Source organism: Streptomyces sp. NPDC006512 (assembly GCF_040611935.1).
GTDB lineage: Bacteria > Actinomycetota > Actinomycetes > Streptomycetales > Streptomycetaceae > Streptomyces.
Genome location: NZ_JBEXPG010000105.1, coordinates 1 through 16,113, shown reverse-complemented (window position 1 = coordinate 16,113; position 16,113 = coordinate 1). Strand labels below are relative to the sequence as shown.

Here is a 16,113-nt window from a genome sequence, read left to right as displayed (position 1 = left end):
GACGTACTTGGCTTTCGCCCGGTGCGGCGAGAGCGCGTGCCAGGCGTCGCGGGGCAGACGGGAGTTTGACGACAGGCCCTAGGCCGTCTCTTCCGCCCCGGCCAGGTCTTCCGTCCGGGCCTGCCCGCGGAAGGCGGCGGGCGGCAGGCCGTAGGCCTCGCGGAACGCCCGGCTGAACGCGGACGCGTGCCGGAAGCCCCGCCGGGCGCCGATGACGTGCACGGGCACCCCCTGGTGCAGCGGGTCCGCCAGGTCCTGGCGGGCCCGCGCGAGCCGCCGGCCCTGGAGGAAGGCGGCGACCGTCGCCCCGTCCCCCTCCTGCTGGAACACCCGGTGGAGATAGCTGACGGAGATGTGGTGGGCGGCGGCGATCGCGGGCACGTCCAGCAGCGGATCGTCGGCGTTGTCCCGGATGAAGGCCATCACGCGGAGCGCCAGGGCGCGCCGGTGCGTCTCCGGGGTCAAGGACCGGTCCGCTTCGAGGACGCCGGCGAAGAGCGAGGCGACGAGATCGGCCAGTACGCCGCTCAGGCGCGGGCCCTCGGCCTCCCGGTAGGACCGGCTGTCCTTGGTCACCTGGTCGAGGAAGGTGGCCAGCAGGGCTCCCATTCCCTCCCGGGCCGAGATGCGCTTGCCGATGACCTGGCCGGCGGTGTGCGGGGGCAGCGGCAGCAGCGCCTTGGGTACCTCGACCCCGATGATCTCGACGGAATGCGGGCCGGAGCTGATCTCGAACGGCCGTGACGTGTCACTGGTGTGGATGTCGCACACACCGTGCACCACGGTGTCCTTGCCCAGGGTGACCGCTCCCGCCCCGCGTTTGATCAGCGAGAGGTGGAACGCCTCGGGGTCCGACCTCGCTATCAGCTTCGGTGTGCGCTGGAAGGTCAGGGGACGGCATTCCATCGGATAGACCGTGATCCCGCCGAGCGAGATGACGCGCTGGTTCACCCAGAAGTCGGCGGCGTGCTCACTGCGCATCTCCATGGGCGCGTGTGTCTCCGACATCAGGGCCCGCCAGCTCTCGAAACGGTCGGCGGGCGCTAGTTCCGCGCTGCGGAACTCTCTCTCGGGCAGCATGACCACGGGTTTACACCGGCCGTGGCGGCCCACGCAACAAAAGTCGGGGCCGGGGGCGCGGGCGGCGGGGCGACTCTCCGTCAAGACTCTGTGCACGCCAGGTCAATGCGCGGTGCTCCGGGGCTTGGCAGAGTGGGCGCCGCAGGGTCGGTGAGGGGACGGGGAACCGGAGCCCCCGCCGACGGCCGGGGACCTCTCGTGGTCCCGGCACTGAGCTGACGCCGCCCGAGGACGGGGGTTTCGGGCGGCGTCAGCCCAGTGCCGGGGCCGGGCCGTCCGGGGAGGGCCGTCACCGTCGGGACGGCTACCGCAGCCTTTGTTGCCAGTCCTGCGGTACCCGGTCGGCGGGGCCCGGCGCGGGCTGCTCCGCGGGGTGGGCGTCCGGGGCCGCCAGTTCGGGGCCGGACTCGTACATCGCGTTCTTGTCGTAGTCCCAGAACCACGCCTCGCCCGGTTCGAAGCTCTGCACGAGGGGGTGGCCGGTGGCCTTCCAGTGGGCGGTGGCGTGCTGGCCGGGTGAGCTGTCGCAGCAGCCGATGTGACCGCACCGGGCGCAGCGCCGCAGGTGGAACCACCAGCCGCCGGCCGCGTCGCAGTCGGCGCAGCCGGTGCCGCTGGGCGGGACGCCGGGGTCGATTCCGTCGATGCCTGTCATACCGGTTCCTCCGCTGTCTCGGTTCCGGACGGGGTCTCGGGTCGGTCGGCGGTCAGCGGCAGCAGCACCTGGAAGCGGGTGTCGCCGGGTACGGACTCGACCTGGAGGCTGCCGTGGTGCTTGCTGACGACGATCCGCCAGGAGATGTCCAGGCCGAGTCCGGTGCCCTCGCCGACCGGTTTGGTGGTGAAGAAGGGGTCGAAGATGCGGCTGCGGATGTCTTCCGGGATGCCGGGTCCGGTGTCGCGGAACTCCACGAGCAGCCGGTCCCCCTCCCGGGCGGTGCGGACCGTCAGGGTGCCGTCGCGGCCGGTGCTGCCGATGGCGAAGACGGCGTTGTCGACGAGGTTGGTCCACACCTGGTTCAGCTCTGCCGGGTAGGCCGGGACGTCCGGCAGGGAGCGGTCGTATTCCTTGACCACCCGGATCCGGGGGCCGATCTTGCCGGACAGCATCAGCAGGGTGCTGTCGAGGAGTTCGTGGACGTCGACGACCCGGTACGGGGCCCGGTCGAGCTGCGAGTACTGTTTGGCGGCGTCCACGAGGTGGGAGATGCGGTTGGTGGAGTCGTCGATCTCGTCCATCAGCAGCTCGGTCTCGACGGTGTAGTTGAGCCAGCCGATCGCCGCCGGCAGGAGGTCGGCGTCCACCGTTGCCGCGACCTGTTCCAGCCAGTCCGTGTCCAGTCCGGCCTGGACGAAGGTCGGGGCGACGCGCCAGCCGTCGGCTATGTCGTGGCCGTCGAGCCAGTCGGCGAGTTCGTCCTCCCGGTCGGAGGCTTCCAGGGGGCTGAACGCCGTCGCCTTGGCGACGCGTTCGGCGGTGCGGTCCTGGATCTCGATGAGGTCGGCGAGCGCTTCGCGGGAGTAGGAGCCCTGGGCGATGTGGGCCAGCTTGTGCCGCATCTTGCCCACCCGCTCGCGCAGGGTCGCGGTGGCCCGGACGGCCGCCGCGGCCGGGTTGTTGAGCTCGTGGGTGAGACCGGCGGACAGCGATCCGAGGGCCAGCAGCCGTTCGCGCTGGCCGATGGCCCGCTGGGTGCTCTTCGAGCCGAAGAACAGCCCCTCCAGCAGGTGCGCGGCCATCGGGAACCACTCCCGCATGACGTCCGCGAACGACTGCGCGGGCAGGACGAAGAACCGTGTCGGTTCGGTGACCCGCATCGAGTTGGTGTAGGTCTGCGGCACCCGGTCGCCGAGGTAGGCCTGCATGGCCCCCGAGTACACGCCGCGCTGCGAGGTCCGGCTCACCTCCACGTCGTCGGCGCCGACCCGGCGGGACAGCACGACGGTGCCTTCGATCATCACGTAGAAGCAGGTCGCCGGGTCGCCCTCGGTGTACACCGGGCCGGTCTCGAACCGCTCCACCCGTCCTTCGGCGCACAGCCGTCCGAGCTGTTCCGGGGTGAGCTTCTCGAACAGGAACAGCGAGGCGATCTCCTGCGGGCCGCAGGGCATGACCTGCCCGCTCACGACTGCTCCAGGTACCGGTGGACGAGCATCACGGCCATGGCTCCCTCTCCGACGGCGGACGCGACGCGTTTCGCGGACTCCGCGCGGGCGTCTCCGGCGACGAACACGCCGGGCACGTTGGTCTCCAGGTGGTAGGGCGGCCGTTCCAGCTCCCATTCGGCCGGGGGCCGCCCGTCGGGGGTGAGGTCGGGCCCGGCCAGGATGAAGCCGCGCTCGTCGCGGAGCACCGTGCCGTCCAGCCAGTCGGTCAGCGGGGCCGCCCCGATGAAGACGAACATCCACTGCGCGTCGACGAGTTCGGTCGCGCCGGTGTCCACGTCGCGCAGGGTCAGCTGCTCCAGGTGCCCGTCGCCGTGCGCCTCCTCGACGACGGTCCGGGTCCGGACCGTGATGTTCGGCGCCTCCTCGATCTGCTGGATGAGGTAGTACGACATCGACGCCGTCAGGGACGCCCCGCGCACCAGCAGCGTCACCGATTTCGCGCCCCGGGACAGGTACATCGCCGCCTGTCCGGCGGAGTTGGCGCCGCCGACGATGTACACGTCCTGCCCCTGGCAGGAGGAGGCCTCGGTGAGCGAGGAGCCGTAGTACACCCCGCAGCCGGTCAGGTCGTCGCAGCCCGGTGCGTGGAGTTGCCGGTACGAGACGCCGGTCGCCAGGATGACGCTGTGCGCGGCGACCGTGGAGCCGTCGGAGAAACGGACGACGCGGGCCGCGCCGTTGGCCTCCAGCCCCGTGACCTCGCGCGCGGTGAGGATCTCGGCGCCGAACCGGCCGGCCTGGCGGCGGGCGCGTTCGGTGAGCTGCGCGCCGGACACCCCGTCCGGGAAGCCGAGGTAGTTCTCGATGCGGGAGCTCTGCCCGGCCTGCCCGCCGGTCGCCGAACGCTCGACCAGTACCGTCCGCAGCCCCTCGGAGGCCCCGTACACGGCCGCGCCGAGGCCGGCCGGGCCGCCGCCGATCACGACGAGGTCGTAGAAGTCGGCGGCGGGTGTCGTGGCGAGCCCCACCCGGGCGGCCAGCTCGGCCGGCTCCGGCTCGATCAGGACGGCGCCCTCCGGGGTGATCACCAGGGGCAGCCGCTGTCCGTCGGCGCCGGCGGCCTCCAGGAGCCGCAGCCCTTCGGGCTCGTCGGAGGAGTACCAGCGGTACGGCACCTGGTTGCGGGCCAGGAACTCCCGTACGTTCGAGGAGCGCGCCGACCAGCGGTGCCCGACCACCTTGGTGGCGGGTACCGGCCGGTAGTCGCTGGAGCGCCAGGCCGTGAGCAGGTCGTCCACCACGGGGTAGAGCTTCTCCTCGGGCGGGTCCCAGGGCTTGAGCAGGTAGTGGTCGAGGTCGACGACGTTGATCGCGTCGATCGCCGCGCTGGTGTCGGCGTACGCGGTGAGCAGCACGCGCCGGGCGCCCGGGTAGACGTTCAGGGCCTGTTCGAGGAACTCGATGCCGTTCATCTGCGGCATGCGGTAGTCGGCCAGGATCACGGCGACCAGGTCGCCCCGCAGCTTCAGCTCGCGCAGCGCCTCCAGTGCGGACTCGCCGGACTCGGCGCGCACGATCCGGTAGGCGGCGCCGTAGCGGCGCCGCAGGTCGCGGGCGACGGCGCGGGAGACACCCGGATCGTCGTCCACGGTCAGGATGACGGTCCGAGCGGTTTCGGGGACCTGTGCCATACGTCTCCCACCCCGAGAGGCCTGGACTGCCGGCGCGGCGGGCCGCCCGCGCCGGTTCCCGCCCATCGTAAGTTCGATCGCCCGGCTCCGCCCCGGGCGGAGCGGACCGTGTACGCCGGGTGCGTCCCGCGTCGCGCGGGGTCAGCACCCCGGCGGCCGGCTGCGCGGCGGCGGCCGCGGAGTCCTACCGTGGGAGCAGCAGCAGTTGGAGCGGCCATGCCTCGCACCGCGGTCCCGTACCCGCTTCCCCGCCGTGACGCCCGCCGACGCGTACCCCCGCCGCGATGATCCGGTCGTCCTTCGGGCGGCTGGGCAGCGCGGTCCGGCGGGTGCGGGCCGGGCGGCGCTGGGTGCGCGTGCGGGAGCTGGACCTCTGGCAGCGGTCGCTGGGCTTCGCGGCGCTGGGGTTCCTGACGCTGGTGCCGCTGCTGATCGTCGTCTCCGCGGCGGACACCGCGGGCGGGCAGGGGTTCGCGCAGTGGCTCGGGGACGGGCTCGGCGTGTCGCCGGCGGCCAGGCTGGAGATCGAGCGGCTCTTCGCCCTGCCCGGCCAGGCGTGGCGCACCACCACGGCGTTCGGTCTCGCGCTGCTCGCCGTGTTCGGGCTGTCCTTCGCGACGATGCTCCAGAGCGGCTACGAACGGATCTGGGACCTGGTTCCGGGCCGCTGGTGGGCCGGCTGGCGGCACGTGCTGTGGCTCGCCGTACTGATCGGCGCCCTGTACCTGTCGGCCTTCTCCCCGCCATGGCGCGCATCCCCCGCGCGCGGCTTCGTCACGGTACTGATCGGCACCCTGTTCTTCTGGTGGTCCCAGCGGCTGCTGCTCGGCGGCCGGGTCCCCTGGACCGCCCTGCTGCCGGGGGCGGTGGCCACCATGCTGGGGCTGTTCGGGCTGCGGGTCTTCTCCCGGCTCGTGTTCTCGCCGCTGATCGCGTCCGGCGCGGTCACCTACGGCGCCTTCGGAACCGTCCTCGTCATCCAGTCCTGGCTCGTCGGCGTCGGCGTCGTCGTGTTCGGCGGCGCGCTCCTCGGCCGCCTGCTCCACGACGAGCTGCGGCGCCCCGCCAACCCCGCCGCTCCGGGCCCCTGAGGGCCGCGCGTCCGGCGCGAGCCACGGTGGCGGTCGGGCCCGGGTGCTGTTTGGCTGGGGGGACCGGCACGACCCCCGTTCCCCCCGACCCGAGGACCGGTCATGAGCAACGAGAACCAGCCGAGCGAGCGGGCCCGGCAGATGCGCGACAAGGCCCAGGAGCTGGAGCAGGCCGCGCAGCACGCGGCGGATCCGGCGGAGCGCCGGCGCCTGACGGAGAAGGCCCTGCGGATCCGCCGCAAGAGCGAGGAGGAGAACGGCCCGGGCAGCGGAACCATGGACCCCATGTAGCCGTCCAGAGCCGCCGCGGTCGGGCCGGTGACCTGGCCGCGGGCCCACGGATGGGTGGGGCGCGTGCCGTGCCTCGCCGCCCGGCAGGTCCGTCGGGTCTACGGTGGGAGGGTCCCCGTCCCACCCGTACGGCAGATGAGGTGCGCCGCGATGTCGACGTCGAGTCACGAGGTGTTCGGTGCGCCGTGCTGGGTGAGCCTGATGGCCCGGGACCTGGATTCCGCCCAGCGGTTCTACGGCGCGGTACTCGGCTGGAGCTTCCGGCCCACGCGCCTGGGGGACGGCTTCACGGTCGCGTTCCGTGACGGCGCGCCCGTCGCGGGGATCGGCGCGCTGGCCGGAAGCCTCGGCATGCCGGTGGCGTGGACGCCGTACTTCGCCGTCGAGGACGCCGACGTCACCTCAGCACGCATCCGTGAGCGCGGTGCCACCGTGGCGGTCGGGCCCCTCGCCTTCGGCACCGGGCGCGCGGGCCTGGCCGCCGATCCGGCGGGGGCCGTCTTCGGCTTCTGGCAGGGCCAGGTCATCCCCGACTGGGGCGTGGGCCGTGACAGCGCTCCCGCGTGGCTGGAACTGCGCACGCGGGACGCGTTCGCCGCGGCCATCTTCTACGGCGAGGTACTGGAATGGGCGGGCGAGCGGCAGGGCTGCTGCACCGTCTCCTACGAGCACGACCACGTCGTCCTGCGGCACGGCCGGGACACCGTCGCCCGGATCAGCGGCGGAGCGCTCGGCGAGGACCCCGACCCGCAGGTCCGCCCCCGCTGGCACGTCCACTTCCGCGTTCCGGACCTGGAGGCCGCGATCGAGGCCGCGACGCGGCTGGGCGGCAGGGCCGCCTCCCCCGTCGCGGCCTCCGCCGTCAGCCGGTCGGTGGTACTGGCCGACGCCGAAGGGGCCCTCTTCACCGTGGTCGCGCCCCAGGACCCCACCGGCTGAGGCGGGCTCGGCGGCTCAGCCGTCCACGAGGGCGCCGTCCCTGGCGACGACCCGCCCGCCGCGCACCACCACGTCCCGCTGCGGCATGTCGACCACGACCTGCGGCAGGCATTCTCCCCGGACGAGCATGAAGTCGGCCGCGGAACCGGGCTTCAGGTCCACCCGCGGCAGTCCGAGGAGCTGCGCGCCGTCGTCGGCACCGGCCCGGAAGGCCGCCTCCAGCTCCTCGTCGAGGCGGGCGTCCTGCGCCCAGGCCAGGAGATGGGAGCGGTGCAGCATGTCCGCGTTGCCGAAGGGGCTCCACGCGTCCCGGACGCCGTCGGAGCCGAGGCCGGTCCGGACGCCGTGCCCGCGCAGCCGGGCGAGCGGCAGTACCAGGTCCGACGAGGGAGCGACCGTCGTCAGGGAGATCCCCGCTTCGGCGAGTTCGTGGGCCAGCTGGTCGAGTTCGCGTTCGGCCAGCCCCGGGAGGCAGAAGACGTGGCTGACGGTGACCTTGCCCTGCATCGACAGCGCGCGCGTACGGGCGATGATCGCGCGCAGCGACCTCACTCCCGTCGCGGCCCGCTCGTGCAGGTGGATGTCCACGCCGGCGCCGTGCCGGTCCGCGATGCCGAAGACGACGTCGAGCTGTTCGTCGAGGGCTTCGTCGAAGCCGATCGGGTCGATGCCTCCGACCCGGTCGACCGCGCCCGTGCGCGCGGCCTCCTCCAGCAGTTCCCTGGTTCCCGGCGTACGGACGATCCCGTGCTGGGGGAACGCCACGATCTCCACGTCGAGGGCGTGGCGCAGCGCCCGGCGGGCGGCGCCGACCCCTTCGACGCCCGCCAGGCCGTAGGCGGGCGCGACGTCGACGTGGGCGCGCATCGCCCGGGTGCCCCGGGTGACCGCGTGGCCCATGAGGCGCTGCGCGCGTTCCTTGAGGGGTGTGCGCAGGGCGTGGTACAGCTTCACGTCCTCGGCGGTGTACTCGGCGATGGTGCTCGCGGGGCTGCGGGTGACCCAGGGCTCGCCCCACGCCGTCTTGTCGGGGTGGATGTGGGCGTCGACGAGCGTCGGGAGGGCGATCCTGCCCTTGCAGTCGACGACCTGGGCGCCGCGCGGCGCCGGGTCCGCGGTGACGGTTCCGTCGACGACGGTGATGTCGACGGGCCGCCTCGCGCCGTAGGGCCGGACGTTCCTGAAGACGGTGGCGCGTCCGCGGCCGGCGGCCTCGGGCCCGTCCCGCTCGGTGATCCGGTCGGCGGGGGCGGGGGCCGCCGTCCCGGTCGAGGTGGCCTCCGCCGCGGACGGGGTGAGCGCGGCGGCGGTGCCGGCGAGGGCCGCGGCGCCTGCCAGGACGCCCCGCCGCGTCAGCCGGGGACGGGAGGACGTCGGGACGGATGCGAAGGACACGGAGGTCTCCTTGATCGCTGGGGACGAGCGAACGTGGGAGCACTTTGTATACCAGGAGGGTCGCGATTTCGGGAAGGGGTCATTCCGGCAGCGCAAACAGGCCGGATCCTGCCCGGCGCGCATCTCGGGGAGTCTCTCTGGTATACAAAAGGCCAGGCGTCGCGCCTAGACGTCGAACAAGGACCTCAGGGCTACGGCGCGGCTGTCCCGTACGTGCAGCAGGGTGCTCGCCGCCGCCGATTCCTCGTCGCCCGCCGCGATGCACCGGAACATCACCGCGTGCTGGGCCCGCATGTGCTCCGGTTCCTCCCGCATGCCGAACAGCAGCTGGAGCTGTCCGTTCAGCTGCTCCATCGTGCGGCCGAGCATCGGGTTGCCGCTCAGTGCCACGATCTCCTCGTGGAAGGCGGTGTGGGCCGCGACCTCGCGCGCCCCCTCGTCGTCGGACGCGGCCTGCTCGGCCCGGTCCAGGGCGGCCCGCAGCGCGGTGAGCGGCGAAGGCGCGTCGGGCGCGGTCCGCTCCACCCGGCGTGCGGCGAGCCGCGAGGCCTGGACGGCGAGCGGCTCCCACACCTCGTACAGGTGCTCCACGTCCAGGCGCGCCATCCGCCGCACCCGGACCCCGCTGTGCGGCAGCAGTTCGAGCAGCCCCTCCGAAACCAGCGCGCGCAGCGCTTCGCGTACGGGGACCCGGGACATGCGCAGCTCTTCGGCGACCTCGCGTTCCACGAGGCGCACGCCCTGCGGGTAGCGGCGGTCGACGATCCGCCGCCGGATCGCGTCACGGGCCTGAACGCTCAGGGAGGTGCGCTCGGGAGCCGCCCGGCCGTCGTCCCGGCCGTCGTCCCGGCCTGCGCCCGGCCGCGTACCGTCCCGCCCTGCGCTGCTGCCCGTCACGTACGCCGTCCTCCGCTCGGTGTCCCCGCAGAGGATACGCGGCGCCGTCCGGGCCCCGGGGGGAACCGCGGGCGCGCCGGGGCCCTGCCCCGGCGATGCGGTCAGGCCGGCTCGTCGCCGCCACCGAGGACGGCGTCGAGGTGCGCCGCGAGCGAGGCCCGCAGGCGTTCGGGCTCCATCCGCCGGTCGTCGATCAGGTGGGCCACGAGGTCGGCGCGCAGGGCGGCCAGCAGGGCGTGGGCGGTGAAGTCCGGGTCGTGGACGCCGGGCACCTGCTCCAGTTCCGTACGCAGGACGTCGTGCCACCAGCCGTAGTGGTCGGCCCGGTAGGGGCTGCTGAGCCCGGCGTCCTCCGCGGCCGACATCAGGTGCCGGTTCTCGATCTTGAAGCGAAGTGACGCGTCGAGGAGGTCCGCCACCCGCTGCCGGGGGGAGGACCCGGCAGCGTCCCGCGCCTCCCGTACGGATTGCCGCAGGGGTTCGAGCCGGGAGGCGATCACGGCACCGATCAGGCCGGCGCGGTCACCGAAGCGTCGGAAGAGGGTGCCCTTGCCCACGCCCGCGGCGGCGGCGATGTCGTCCATGGACACACCGTGCGGGCTGCTGCTGGCGGCGAAGAGGGCGTCGGCCGCGGCCAGTACGGCTTCTCGGTTGCGCAGGGCGTCCGCGCGTTCGGTGCGTTCTGTGCGCTGGGCCACGGGTCCTCCGGTCCGGTGGGTCGGTTCGCGTCATCGGGCCAGTCGAAGATACGCGCAGCCGTCCGGCTTCCGCGGACCGGGCCGGTCCCCCGCGCCCCGATAGCGGGCCGGGAGCCGCCTCACGCCACCTCCCTTTCGACGAAGGCGCGGAAGGTGCCCGGCGCGCGCCCGGTGAGCCGCTCGACGGCGTCGGACGTACGGTCCTCGGCCCCCTCGGCGATGGCGCGGTCCATGCCGGCCAGCATGGTGGCGAACTCCAGCGGGATCTCGGCCGCCCAGCGGTCGCGCAGCTGCTCGAAGGTCAGGTGCCGGTGCACGACGGGCCGGCCGGTGACCTCGGTGATGATCGCGGCGACCTCGTCGTAGCTCAGCGTCTGCGGCCCGGTCAGGATCAGATCGGTGTCGGGGGCCCGCCCGTCGGTGAGCGCGCGCACGGCGACGGCGGCGATGTCCCGCGCGTCGACGAATCCGACCCGGCCGTCCCCCGACGCCGTCCGGATGACGCCCTCGTCCCGGATGCCGCGGGCGTGCGGGGCGGCTCCGGTGAAGTTCTGCATGAACCACGAGGGTCGCAGCACCGCCCATTCCCCGAACAGGCCGGGCAGGGCCTGGTGGACCTGTCCCACCGCCGGACCGCCCGCCGGGATCGCCGACGAGCTCAGCAGCACCGCGCGCCGCACGCCCGCCGCACGGGCCTGGCGGAGGAAGGGCAGCATGACCGCGGCCGGGTCGGAGGAGCCGACGGGCGGGACGAGGTACACGCGGTCGGCGCCGTCCAGGGCCGCACCCCAGGTCGCGGGCTCGTTCCAGTCGAAGCGGACGGCCTGCGCGCCCTCCACCGGGGCGGCGGTGCGGCCGGCCGCCCTGACGCGGCGGCCTTCGGCGAGGAGGCCGGCGGTGACGCGGCGGCCGGTGGTGCCGGTGGCCCCGATGACCAGGGTGGCACGGGGATCGCTCATCGGTTCGCTCCTACGAAGTCGGCGCCGGGCTCCTGAGCGACGAGGGGGTTCCAGTAGTCGCGGTAGGACGTGATGAGCCCTTCCCTGACGGTGACGACGGCGATGTAGGTCATGTCGAAGGGGCTGCCGGTCCGCACCAGGCGGCCGACGCCGCGCATCTCGACCACGACCGTCTCGGGGGCGGTGGTCTGGTGGACCGTCACCTCGGGGAAGTCGTGGAGGTCGACGTGGTCGGGGTAGTGGCGCATGTAGTCCGCGACGGCCTGCCGTCCTTCCAGGCGCCGGGGCCAGCCGGGGGGCGCGAAGGGGAACTCCAGGATCCCGTCCTCGTGCCACAGGTCCACCCAACCGGGTATGTCCTTGTCCAGCAGGAGCCGCAGGCCGTGGCGGTAGAGCTCCGCGGGGGCCGTGGGGGTGGTCATGTCGGGGTTTCCGTTCTGTTCGGGGGCGCGGTGGTTCCCGGCCCGCCGCAGACGTCGAGGCGGCGCCGACGGCGGCACCGACGGCGACGGACGCAAAGCGGACCGACGGTCCGCATGGATGAACCATACGGACCGCCGGTCCGCTTCACAAGACGGGTGGCGACACGGCCCGGTGCGGGCCGAAACGAATCAAGGGGCCGAAACCCCTGTCTGACCGGGCCTCAGGATGGCAGGCTCTACTCCTCGGAGACGTCGTCCTGGGGGGGATCACACGTGAGGGAGCCGGGTACGGGCATGGGCCTGCGGGGCCGCAGCGGCATCCTGTCGCTGGTCGACGCGTGCCTGAAGGAGGACCCGGCGGCCGAGCGGCCCCTGACCATGCTCCTCGGCCCCGCGGGCAGCGGAGCCAGCGAGGCGCACAGCGCGCTCATGGAGCACTTCGGGCACGACTACCCCTTCGCCTTCGTCAACTTCGGCGGCGCCCAGTCCCTGCTGCCGCGCTACGCCCTCGGACTCCTGGCCCGCCAGCTCGAACGCAAACTCCCCCGCTACGGCCGCTCCCACTTCCCGCTGCTCAGCCTCGGCCTGCTCGCCTCGGACCAGGAGCTGCGCATGCGGAGCCTCGCCGAGGGGCGGCGCGCGGTGCAGCGCCAGCTCGACGAGTTCCAGGAGGAGAACGAGGCCCGGCACGGCGACTACCTGGCCGCCTTCTTCGAAGTGGGCATGGGCGCGGTCGGCATGCCCGAAGGCGCCTCCTCCGCCGCGCTGACCCTCTTCCAGGACGCCCTGCGGCGCGGCCGCCGCACCGTGCCGGGCCTGTTCGGCGGCCGCCTGGGCAGCCGGCTCACCTCCGGGGCCCACTGGTACGGACGCCACCCCATGACCCGCAGCGCGGACCCCATGGAAGCCCTCGTGGAGCTCAACCTCTGGCGCCACGAGGGAGACGAGAACGAACAGGAGCGGCTCGACCTCGTCCTGTTCTCGGCCTTCCTGGAGGACCTCAGGCGCAACACGGCCCGCAACTTCATGCCCCGCTCCTACCTGCTGCTCCTGGACAACTCCCACACCGAGTACGGCCGCCGCTTCCTCGACCTGCTGCTGCGTTCCCGGCACGACGAGACGGTCGTGGCCGGCCACGCCAGCGATCCGCTGACCGTCGTCGCCAGCTCCAACCGCTGGCTGCCCCGCTGGGGCCCGGCCACCGGGGACTCCTGGCCCTGGCAGCTGCGCGGACCCGACCGTGCTTCCCTCGCCGACTGGAACGCCCACCGGCCGACCCGTGACAGCGAGGACACCTGGTGGTACCCGCTGCGCCTGCGCGACCTCAACCTGGACGAGGTACGGATCCGGATAGAGCTCCAGCTCGGCGGGAACAGCGACCTGGCCCCCCTCACCCGCCTCACCCCCTTCGTGCACCGGCTCACCGGCGGGCTGCCGCGCGCCGTCCACCAGGTGCTCGACGTGCTGCGCCAGGCCGGCCCGCCGCCGGACTCGGGCTCCCGGCAGGACCACTGGCTGCGCACCCTGCCCGACCGGGCGCTGCGCACCGGGGAGAACTCGGCCACCCTCGCCGACACCGCCCTCGGCCACCTCCTGCGCGACTTCGACGGAACCCAGCGCGCCGCCCTCGCCGAATGCGCCGCCGCCCGGGACTTCTCCGTCGCCACGCGGCTGCTCAGCCCCGACGACTCCCTGTTCGGCGAGATCCGCTCCCGCTGGCTGCTGACCGGACCGGTGGCCGTCGTCCCCGTGCTCCACCCCTGGCTGCGCCGGCTGCTGCTGTGGCGGCTGGCCGCACGCCCGGACGGGTGGGACGCCGTGCACGAACTCCTCGCGGAGTACTACCGCGAGGAGGGCAAGCCGGTGCAGGAGATGTACCACCAGCTCGCCCGCGGGCGGACCGAGGAGGTCACCGCCCACCTGACGCGGCGCTTCGCCGTCGTACCGGCCGCGCAGTGGATCTCCGAGTTCGACGCGATCACCGCCGCACCGAACCGGTTCCCCGCCGACAGCGGCCCGCTGGAACTGCTCGCCGGGCTCGTGGCGCGCCGGCCCGGGCGGGTGGTGGACACCGAGTCCGTGATCCACACCCTGGTCACCACCCGCTGGGTGTGGAGCGATCCGCTCGCCGACCCCGCGATGCGTCTCAACGACATGATCGCCGACGGCTACACCCAGCTGTCACAACTGCGGAGGAACGACATCGTGGCCCTGTTCAACGAGGCGGAGCGCCACCGTCACTGGCGCGATCCCCAGACCGCCGGCTGGGAGGGCTGAGCCCGTGCCCAGACTCGAATGGCCCCTGCACGTCGTACGCCGCGTCGCCCTCGCCTCCGCGGCCGCCGTCGCCCTGGTCGCCGCGCTCTGGCTGGGCGTCGGCTGGTTACAGGAACGCCAGGCCAGGTGCGCTGACGGGGTCGTGGAGCAGGGTCCGGACGACGAGTGCGTCGGAGTGACCGACGGCTCCTACGTCTTCGCCCCGCACCTCGACGCTGTCAGCGAGAAGATCGAGGAGGAGAACCGCCGGGTCCTCGCCAACGCGGACAAGGAGCCGTACGTCAGCGTCGCCTACTTCACCTCCTTCACCACCACCGCCGAGGACAGCAACTCCGCCGAGGGCGTGCGCCACGAACTCCAGGGCGCCTACCTCGCGCAGTACCGGCACAACCAGGGCGACCTGGCCGCCAACCCCAAGATCCGCCTGCTGATAGCCAATTCGGGTACCAGGTCCACGCAGTGGAAGCACACCGTCGACGCGCTGATCGCCCGCAAGGACTCCCCGGACCGGCTGGTCGCGGTGACCGGCCTCGGACCCAGTACGAACGAGAACCTCGCGGCCATACGGCGCCTCTCCGAGCACGGCATCGCCATGGTCGGCGCGACCATGACCGCCACGAACATCCAGGGCATCAACGGTTTCGTCCGGGTCGCCCCCACCAACGAGGACGAGGCGTACGCCGGCGCCGGATACCTCAAGCGGCGCGGCGTCGCCACGGCCGTCGTCATCCAGGACGTGGCGGAGGGGAACCTCTACGCGTCCACCCTCGGCACCGCCTTCACCAAGGCCTTCCAGGAGGGCGACAAACACAAGCTCGTGGCCGAGCGCATGACGTACGACTCCTCCGTCAGCAGCGCCTGGCAGAACGAACTACGGTACATGCCCGGCCAGTTGTGCCAGCAGCGGCCCCAGCTGGTCTACTTCGCGGGCCGCGGCCTGCACCTGACCCGCTTCCTCGACGCGCTGTCCAACCGCAGTTGCACCGACCAGCAGTTCACCGTGTTCGCCGGCGACGACACGACCAACCTGAGCCCGCAGCAGCTCGCCCACGCCGCCGAGACGGGCATCGAGGTCCTCTACACCGGTCTCTCGCACCCCGACATGTACCGCTCGGCGCCGCAGGCGGTGTCCGCGCCGTCCGCGAAGAACTTCCAGCCGGGCGGACTGCTGGACCAGTGGTTCCCGCACGACCCCCGCGAGGACGGCGGGGCCCTGATGGGCCACGACGCGGTCCTCACGGCGGCCCACGGCATCCAGATGGCCGCCCGCTGGCAGGGGCAGGTCGTCGGCGACGCGGTGGCCCGCATGTTCCACCAGATGGACGGAACCCAGCAGGTGGCCGGTGCCAGCGGGTTCGTCTCCTTCCAGAACAACGGCAATCCGCGCAACAAGGCCGTGCCGATCCTGCGCCTCAACGGCAAGGGCCAGGTCGAGTTCGTGGAAGTCTCCGCCGCGGAGGGCAAGCCGCCCGAGGAACAGTGACACGGTCACGCGGGGTCGCGGTGGAAGACCGACTTCGACCAGAAGTAGCCGAGGACCGTGAGGGCCAGGCACCAGGCGACGGCGAGCCATCCGTTGTGGCCGATCTCGCTGCCGAGGAGGAGCCCGCGGAGGGTCTCGATGGCGGGGGTGAAGGGCTGGTACTCGGCGACGGGCCGGAACCAGCCCGGCATCGAGTCGACCGGGACGAAGGCACTGGAGATGAGCGGGAGGAAGACCAGCGGCATGGCGTTGTTGCTGGCGGCCTCGACATTGGGGCTGACGAGGCCCATGCCGACGGCGATCCAGGTGAGCGCCAGGGCGAAGAGGACGAGCAGGCCGAACGCCGCCAGCCACTCCAGGGCGGTCGCGTCCGTGGAGCGGAAGCCGATGGCGACGGCGACGGCGCCGACCAGGACCACGCTCGCGATGGACTGCAGGACGCTGCCGATGACGTGCCCGACGAGCACGGAGCCGCGGTGGATCGCCATCGTGCGGAATCGGGCGATGACGCCCTCGGTCATGTCGTTGGAGACGGACACCGCGGTGCCGATCGTGGTGCTGCCGATGGTCATCAGCAGGAGCCCGGGGACGAGGTAGGCGACGTACCGGGAGCGGTCGGCTCCACCGCCGCCGATGCCGGCGCTCATCACGTCGCCGAAGACGTAGACGAAGAGCAGCAGCAGGACGATCGGGGTGAGCAGGAGGTTCAGGGTGAGGGAGGGGTAGCGGCGGGCGTGCAGGAGGTTGCGGCGCAGCATCGTGGACGAGTCGCGCACGGCGA

At 72.8% G+C, this 16,113-nt stretch carries 15 protein-coding genes; 5 read left to right on the top strand and 10 right to left on the bottom strand.

Features of this window, described 5'->3' with window-relative positions; genetic code table 11:
• Nucleotides 1–78 precede the first annotated feature (78 nt).
• The 4 genes from ABZZ17_RS38820 to ABZZ17_RS38805 all read right to left on the bottom strand — a co-directional run bounded on the left by ABZZ17_RS38820 (nt 79) and on the right by ABZZ17_RS38805 (nt 4,880).
• The gene (locus ABZZ17_RS38820) at nt 79–1,080 is read right to left on the bottom strand and encodes an AraC family transcriptional regulator (RefSeq protein ID WP_356883909.1); all 1,002 of its coding nucleotides are present in this window, start codon (nt 1,078–1,080) and stop codon (nt 79–81) included.
• A 304-nt stretch (nt 1,081–1,384) separates the two neighbouring features.
• On the bottom strand, nt 1,385–1,735 hold the full coding sequence (locus ABZZ17_RS38815; RefSeq protein ID WP_356883907.1) for a UBP-type zinc finger domain-containing protein: 351 nt from the start codon (nt 1,733–1,735) through the stop codon (nt 1,385–1,387).
• Nucleotides 1,732–3,207, bottom strand: coding sequence for an ATP-binding protein (locus tag ABZZ17_RS38810; protein WP_356883905.1), 1,476 nt, complete (start codon nt 3,205–3,207; stop codon nt 1,732–1,734). The genes ABZZ17_RS38815 and ABZZ17_RS38810 overlap by 4 nt, the downstream gene beginning before the upstream one ends.
• Complete coding sequence (locus ABZZ17_RS38805) at nt 3,204–4,880, bottom strand: FAD-dependent oxidoreductase (RefSeq protein WP_356883903.1); 1,677 nt, start codon at nt 4,878–4,880, stop codon at nt 3,204–3,206. Before ABZZ17_RS38805 ends, ABZZ17_RS38810 begins: the two co-directional genes overlap by 4 nt.
• A gap of 284 nt (nt 4,881–5,164) precedes the next feature.
• Here ABZZ17_RS38805 and ABZZ17_RS38800 point away from each other — a divergent pair, with 284 nt between their 5' ends.
• The 3 genes from ABZZ17_RS38800 (at nt 5,165) to ABZZ17_RS38790 (ending at nt 7,201) form a co-directional block, all read left to right on the top strand.
• The gene (locus ABZZ17_RS38800) at nt 5,165–5,971 is read left to right on the top strand and encodes a ribonuclease BN (RefSeq protein ID WP_356883902.1); all 807 of its coding nucleotides are present in this window, start codon (nt 5,165–5,167) and stop codon (nt 5,969–5,971) included.
• Nucleotides 5,972–6,073: 102 nt separating this feature from the next.
• Nucleotides 6,074–6,262 carry a DUF6381 family protein gene (locus ABZZ17_RS38795; RefSeq protein WP_356883900.1) on the top strand — a complete coding sequence of 63 codons (189 nt, stop codon included), beginning with the start codon at nt 6,074–6,076 and terminating at the stop codon, nt 6,260–6,262.
• A gap of 150 nt (nt 6,263–6,412) precedes the next feature.
• The gene (locus ABZZ17_RS38790) at nt 6,413–7,201 is read left to right on the top strand and encodes a VOC family protein (RefSeq protein ID WP_356883898.1); all 789 of its coding nucleotides are present in this window, start codon (nt 6,413–6,415) and stop codon (nt 7,199–7,201) included.
• A gap of 15 nt (nt 7,202–7,216) precedes the next feature.
• Here the strand turns inward: ABZZ17_RS38790 and ABZZ17_RS38785 are convergent, their stop codons facing one another.
• The 5 genes from ABZZ17_RS38785 to ABZZ17_RS38765 all read right to left on the bottom strand — a co-directional run bounded on the left by ABZZ17_RS38785 (nt 7,217) and on the right by ABZZ17_RS38765 (nt 11,572).
• Nucleotides 7,217–8,596: an amidohydrolase family protein gene (locus ABZZ17_RS38785; protein ID WP_356883896.1), complete on the bottom strand. Its 1,380-nt coding sequence runs from the start codon at nt 8,594–8,596 to the stop codon at nt 7,217–7,219.
• Nucleotides 8,597–8,761: 165 nt separating this feature from the next.
• Complete coding sequence (locus ABZZ17_RS38780; RefSeq protein WP_356883894.1) at nt 8,762–9,493, bottom strand: GntR family transcriptional regulator; 732 nt, start codon at nt 9,491–9,493, stop codon at nt 8,762–8,764.
• Nucleotides 9,494–9,594: 101 nt separating this feature from the next.
• The gene (locus ABZZ17_RS38775; RefSeq protein ID WP_356883892.1) at nt 9,595–10,191 is read right to left on the bottom strand and encodes a TetR/AcrR family transcriptional regulator; all 597 of its coding nucleotides are present in this window, start codon (nt 10,189–10,191) and stop codon (nt 9,595–9,597) included.
• Nucleotides 10,192–10,310: 119 nt separating this feature from the next.
• On the bottom strand, nt 10,311–11,150 hold the full coding sequence (locus tag ABZZ17_RS38770) for an NmrA family NAD(P)-binding protein (protein ID WP_356883890.1): 840 nt from the start codon (nt 11,148–11,150) through the stop codon (nt 10,311–10,313).
• Nucleotides 11,147–11,572 (bottom strand): nuclear transport factor 2 family protein, encoded by a 426-nt coding sequence (locus ABZZ17_RS38765; RefSeq protein WP_356883888.1) that lies wholly within the window; start codon nt 11,570–11,572, stop codon nt 11,147–11,149. Before ABZZ17_RS38765 ends, ABZZ17_RS38770 begins: the two co-directional genes overlap by 4 nt.
• A gap of 273 nt (nt 11,573–11,845) precedes the next feature.
• Between ABZZ17_RS38765 and ABZZ17_RS38760 the strand changes: the two genes are divergently transcribed.
• Nucleotides 11,846–13,849, top strand: a complete 2,004-nt coding sequence (locus ABZZ17_RS38760; protein WP_356883886.1) for a hypothetical protein — start codon at nt 11,846–11,848, stop codon at nt 13,847–13,849.
• Nucleotides 13,850–13,853: 4 nt separating this feature from the next.
• Nucleotides 13,854–15,332 (top strand): branched-chain amino acid ABC transporter substrate-binding protein, encoded by a 1,479-nt coding sequence (locus ABZZ17_RS38755; RefSeq protein WP_356883884.1) that lies wholly within the window; start codon nt 13,854–13,856, stop codon nt 15,330–15,332.
• A gap of 5 nt (nt 15,333–15,337) precedes the next feature.
• Here the strand turns inward: ABZZ17_RS38755 and ABZZ17_RS38750 are convergent.
• A partial coding sequence (locus tag ABZZ17_RS38750; protein ID WP_356883882.1) for an ABC transporter permease occupies nt 15,338–16,113 on the bottom strand: 776 nt, incomplete at its 5' end.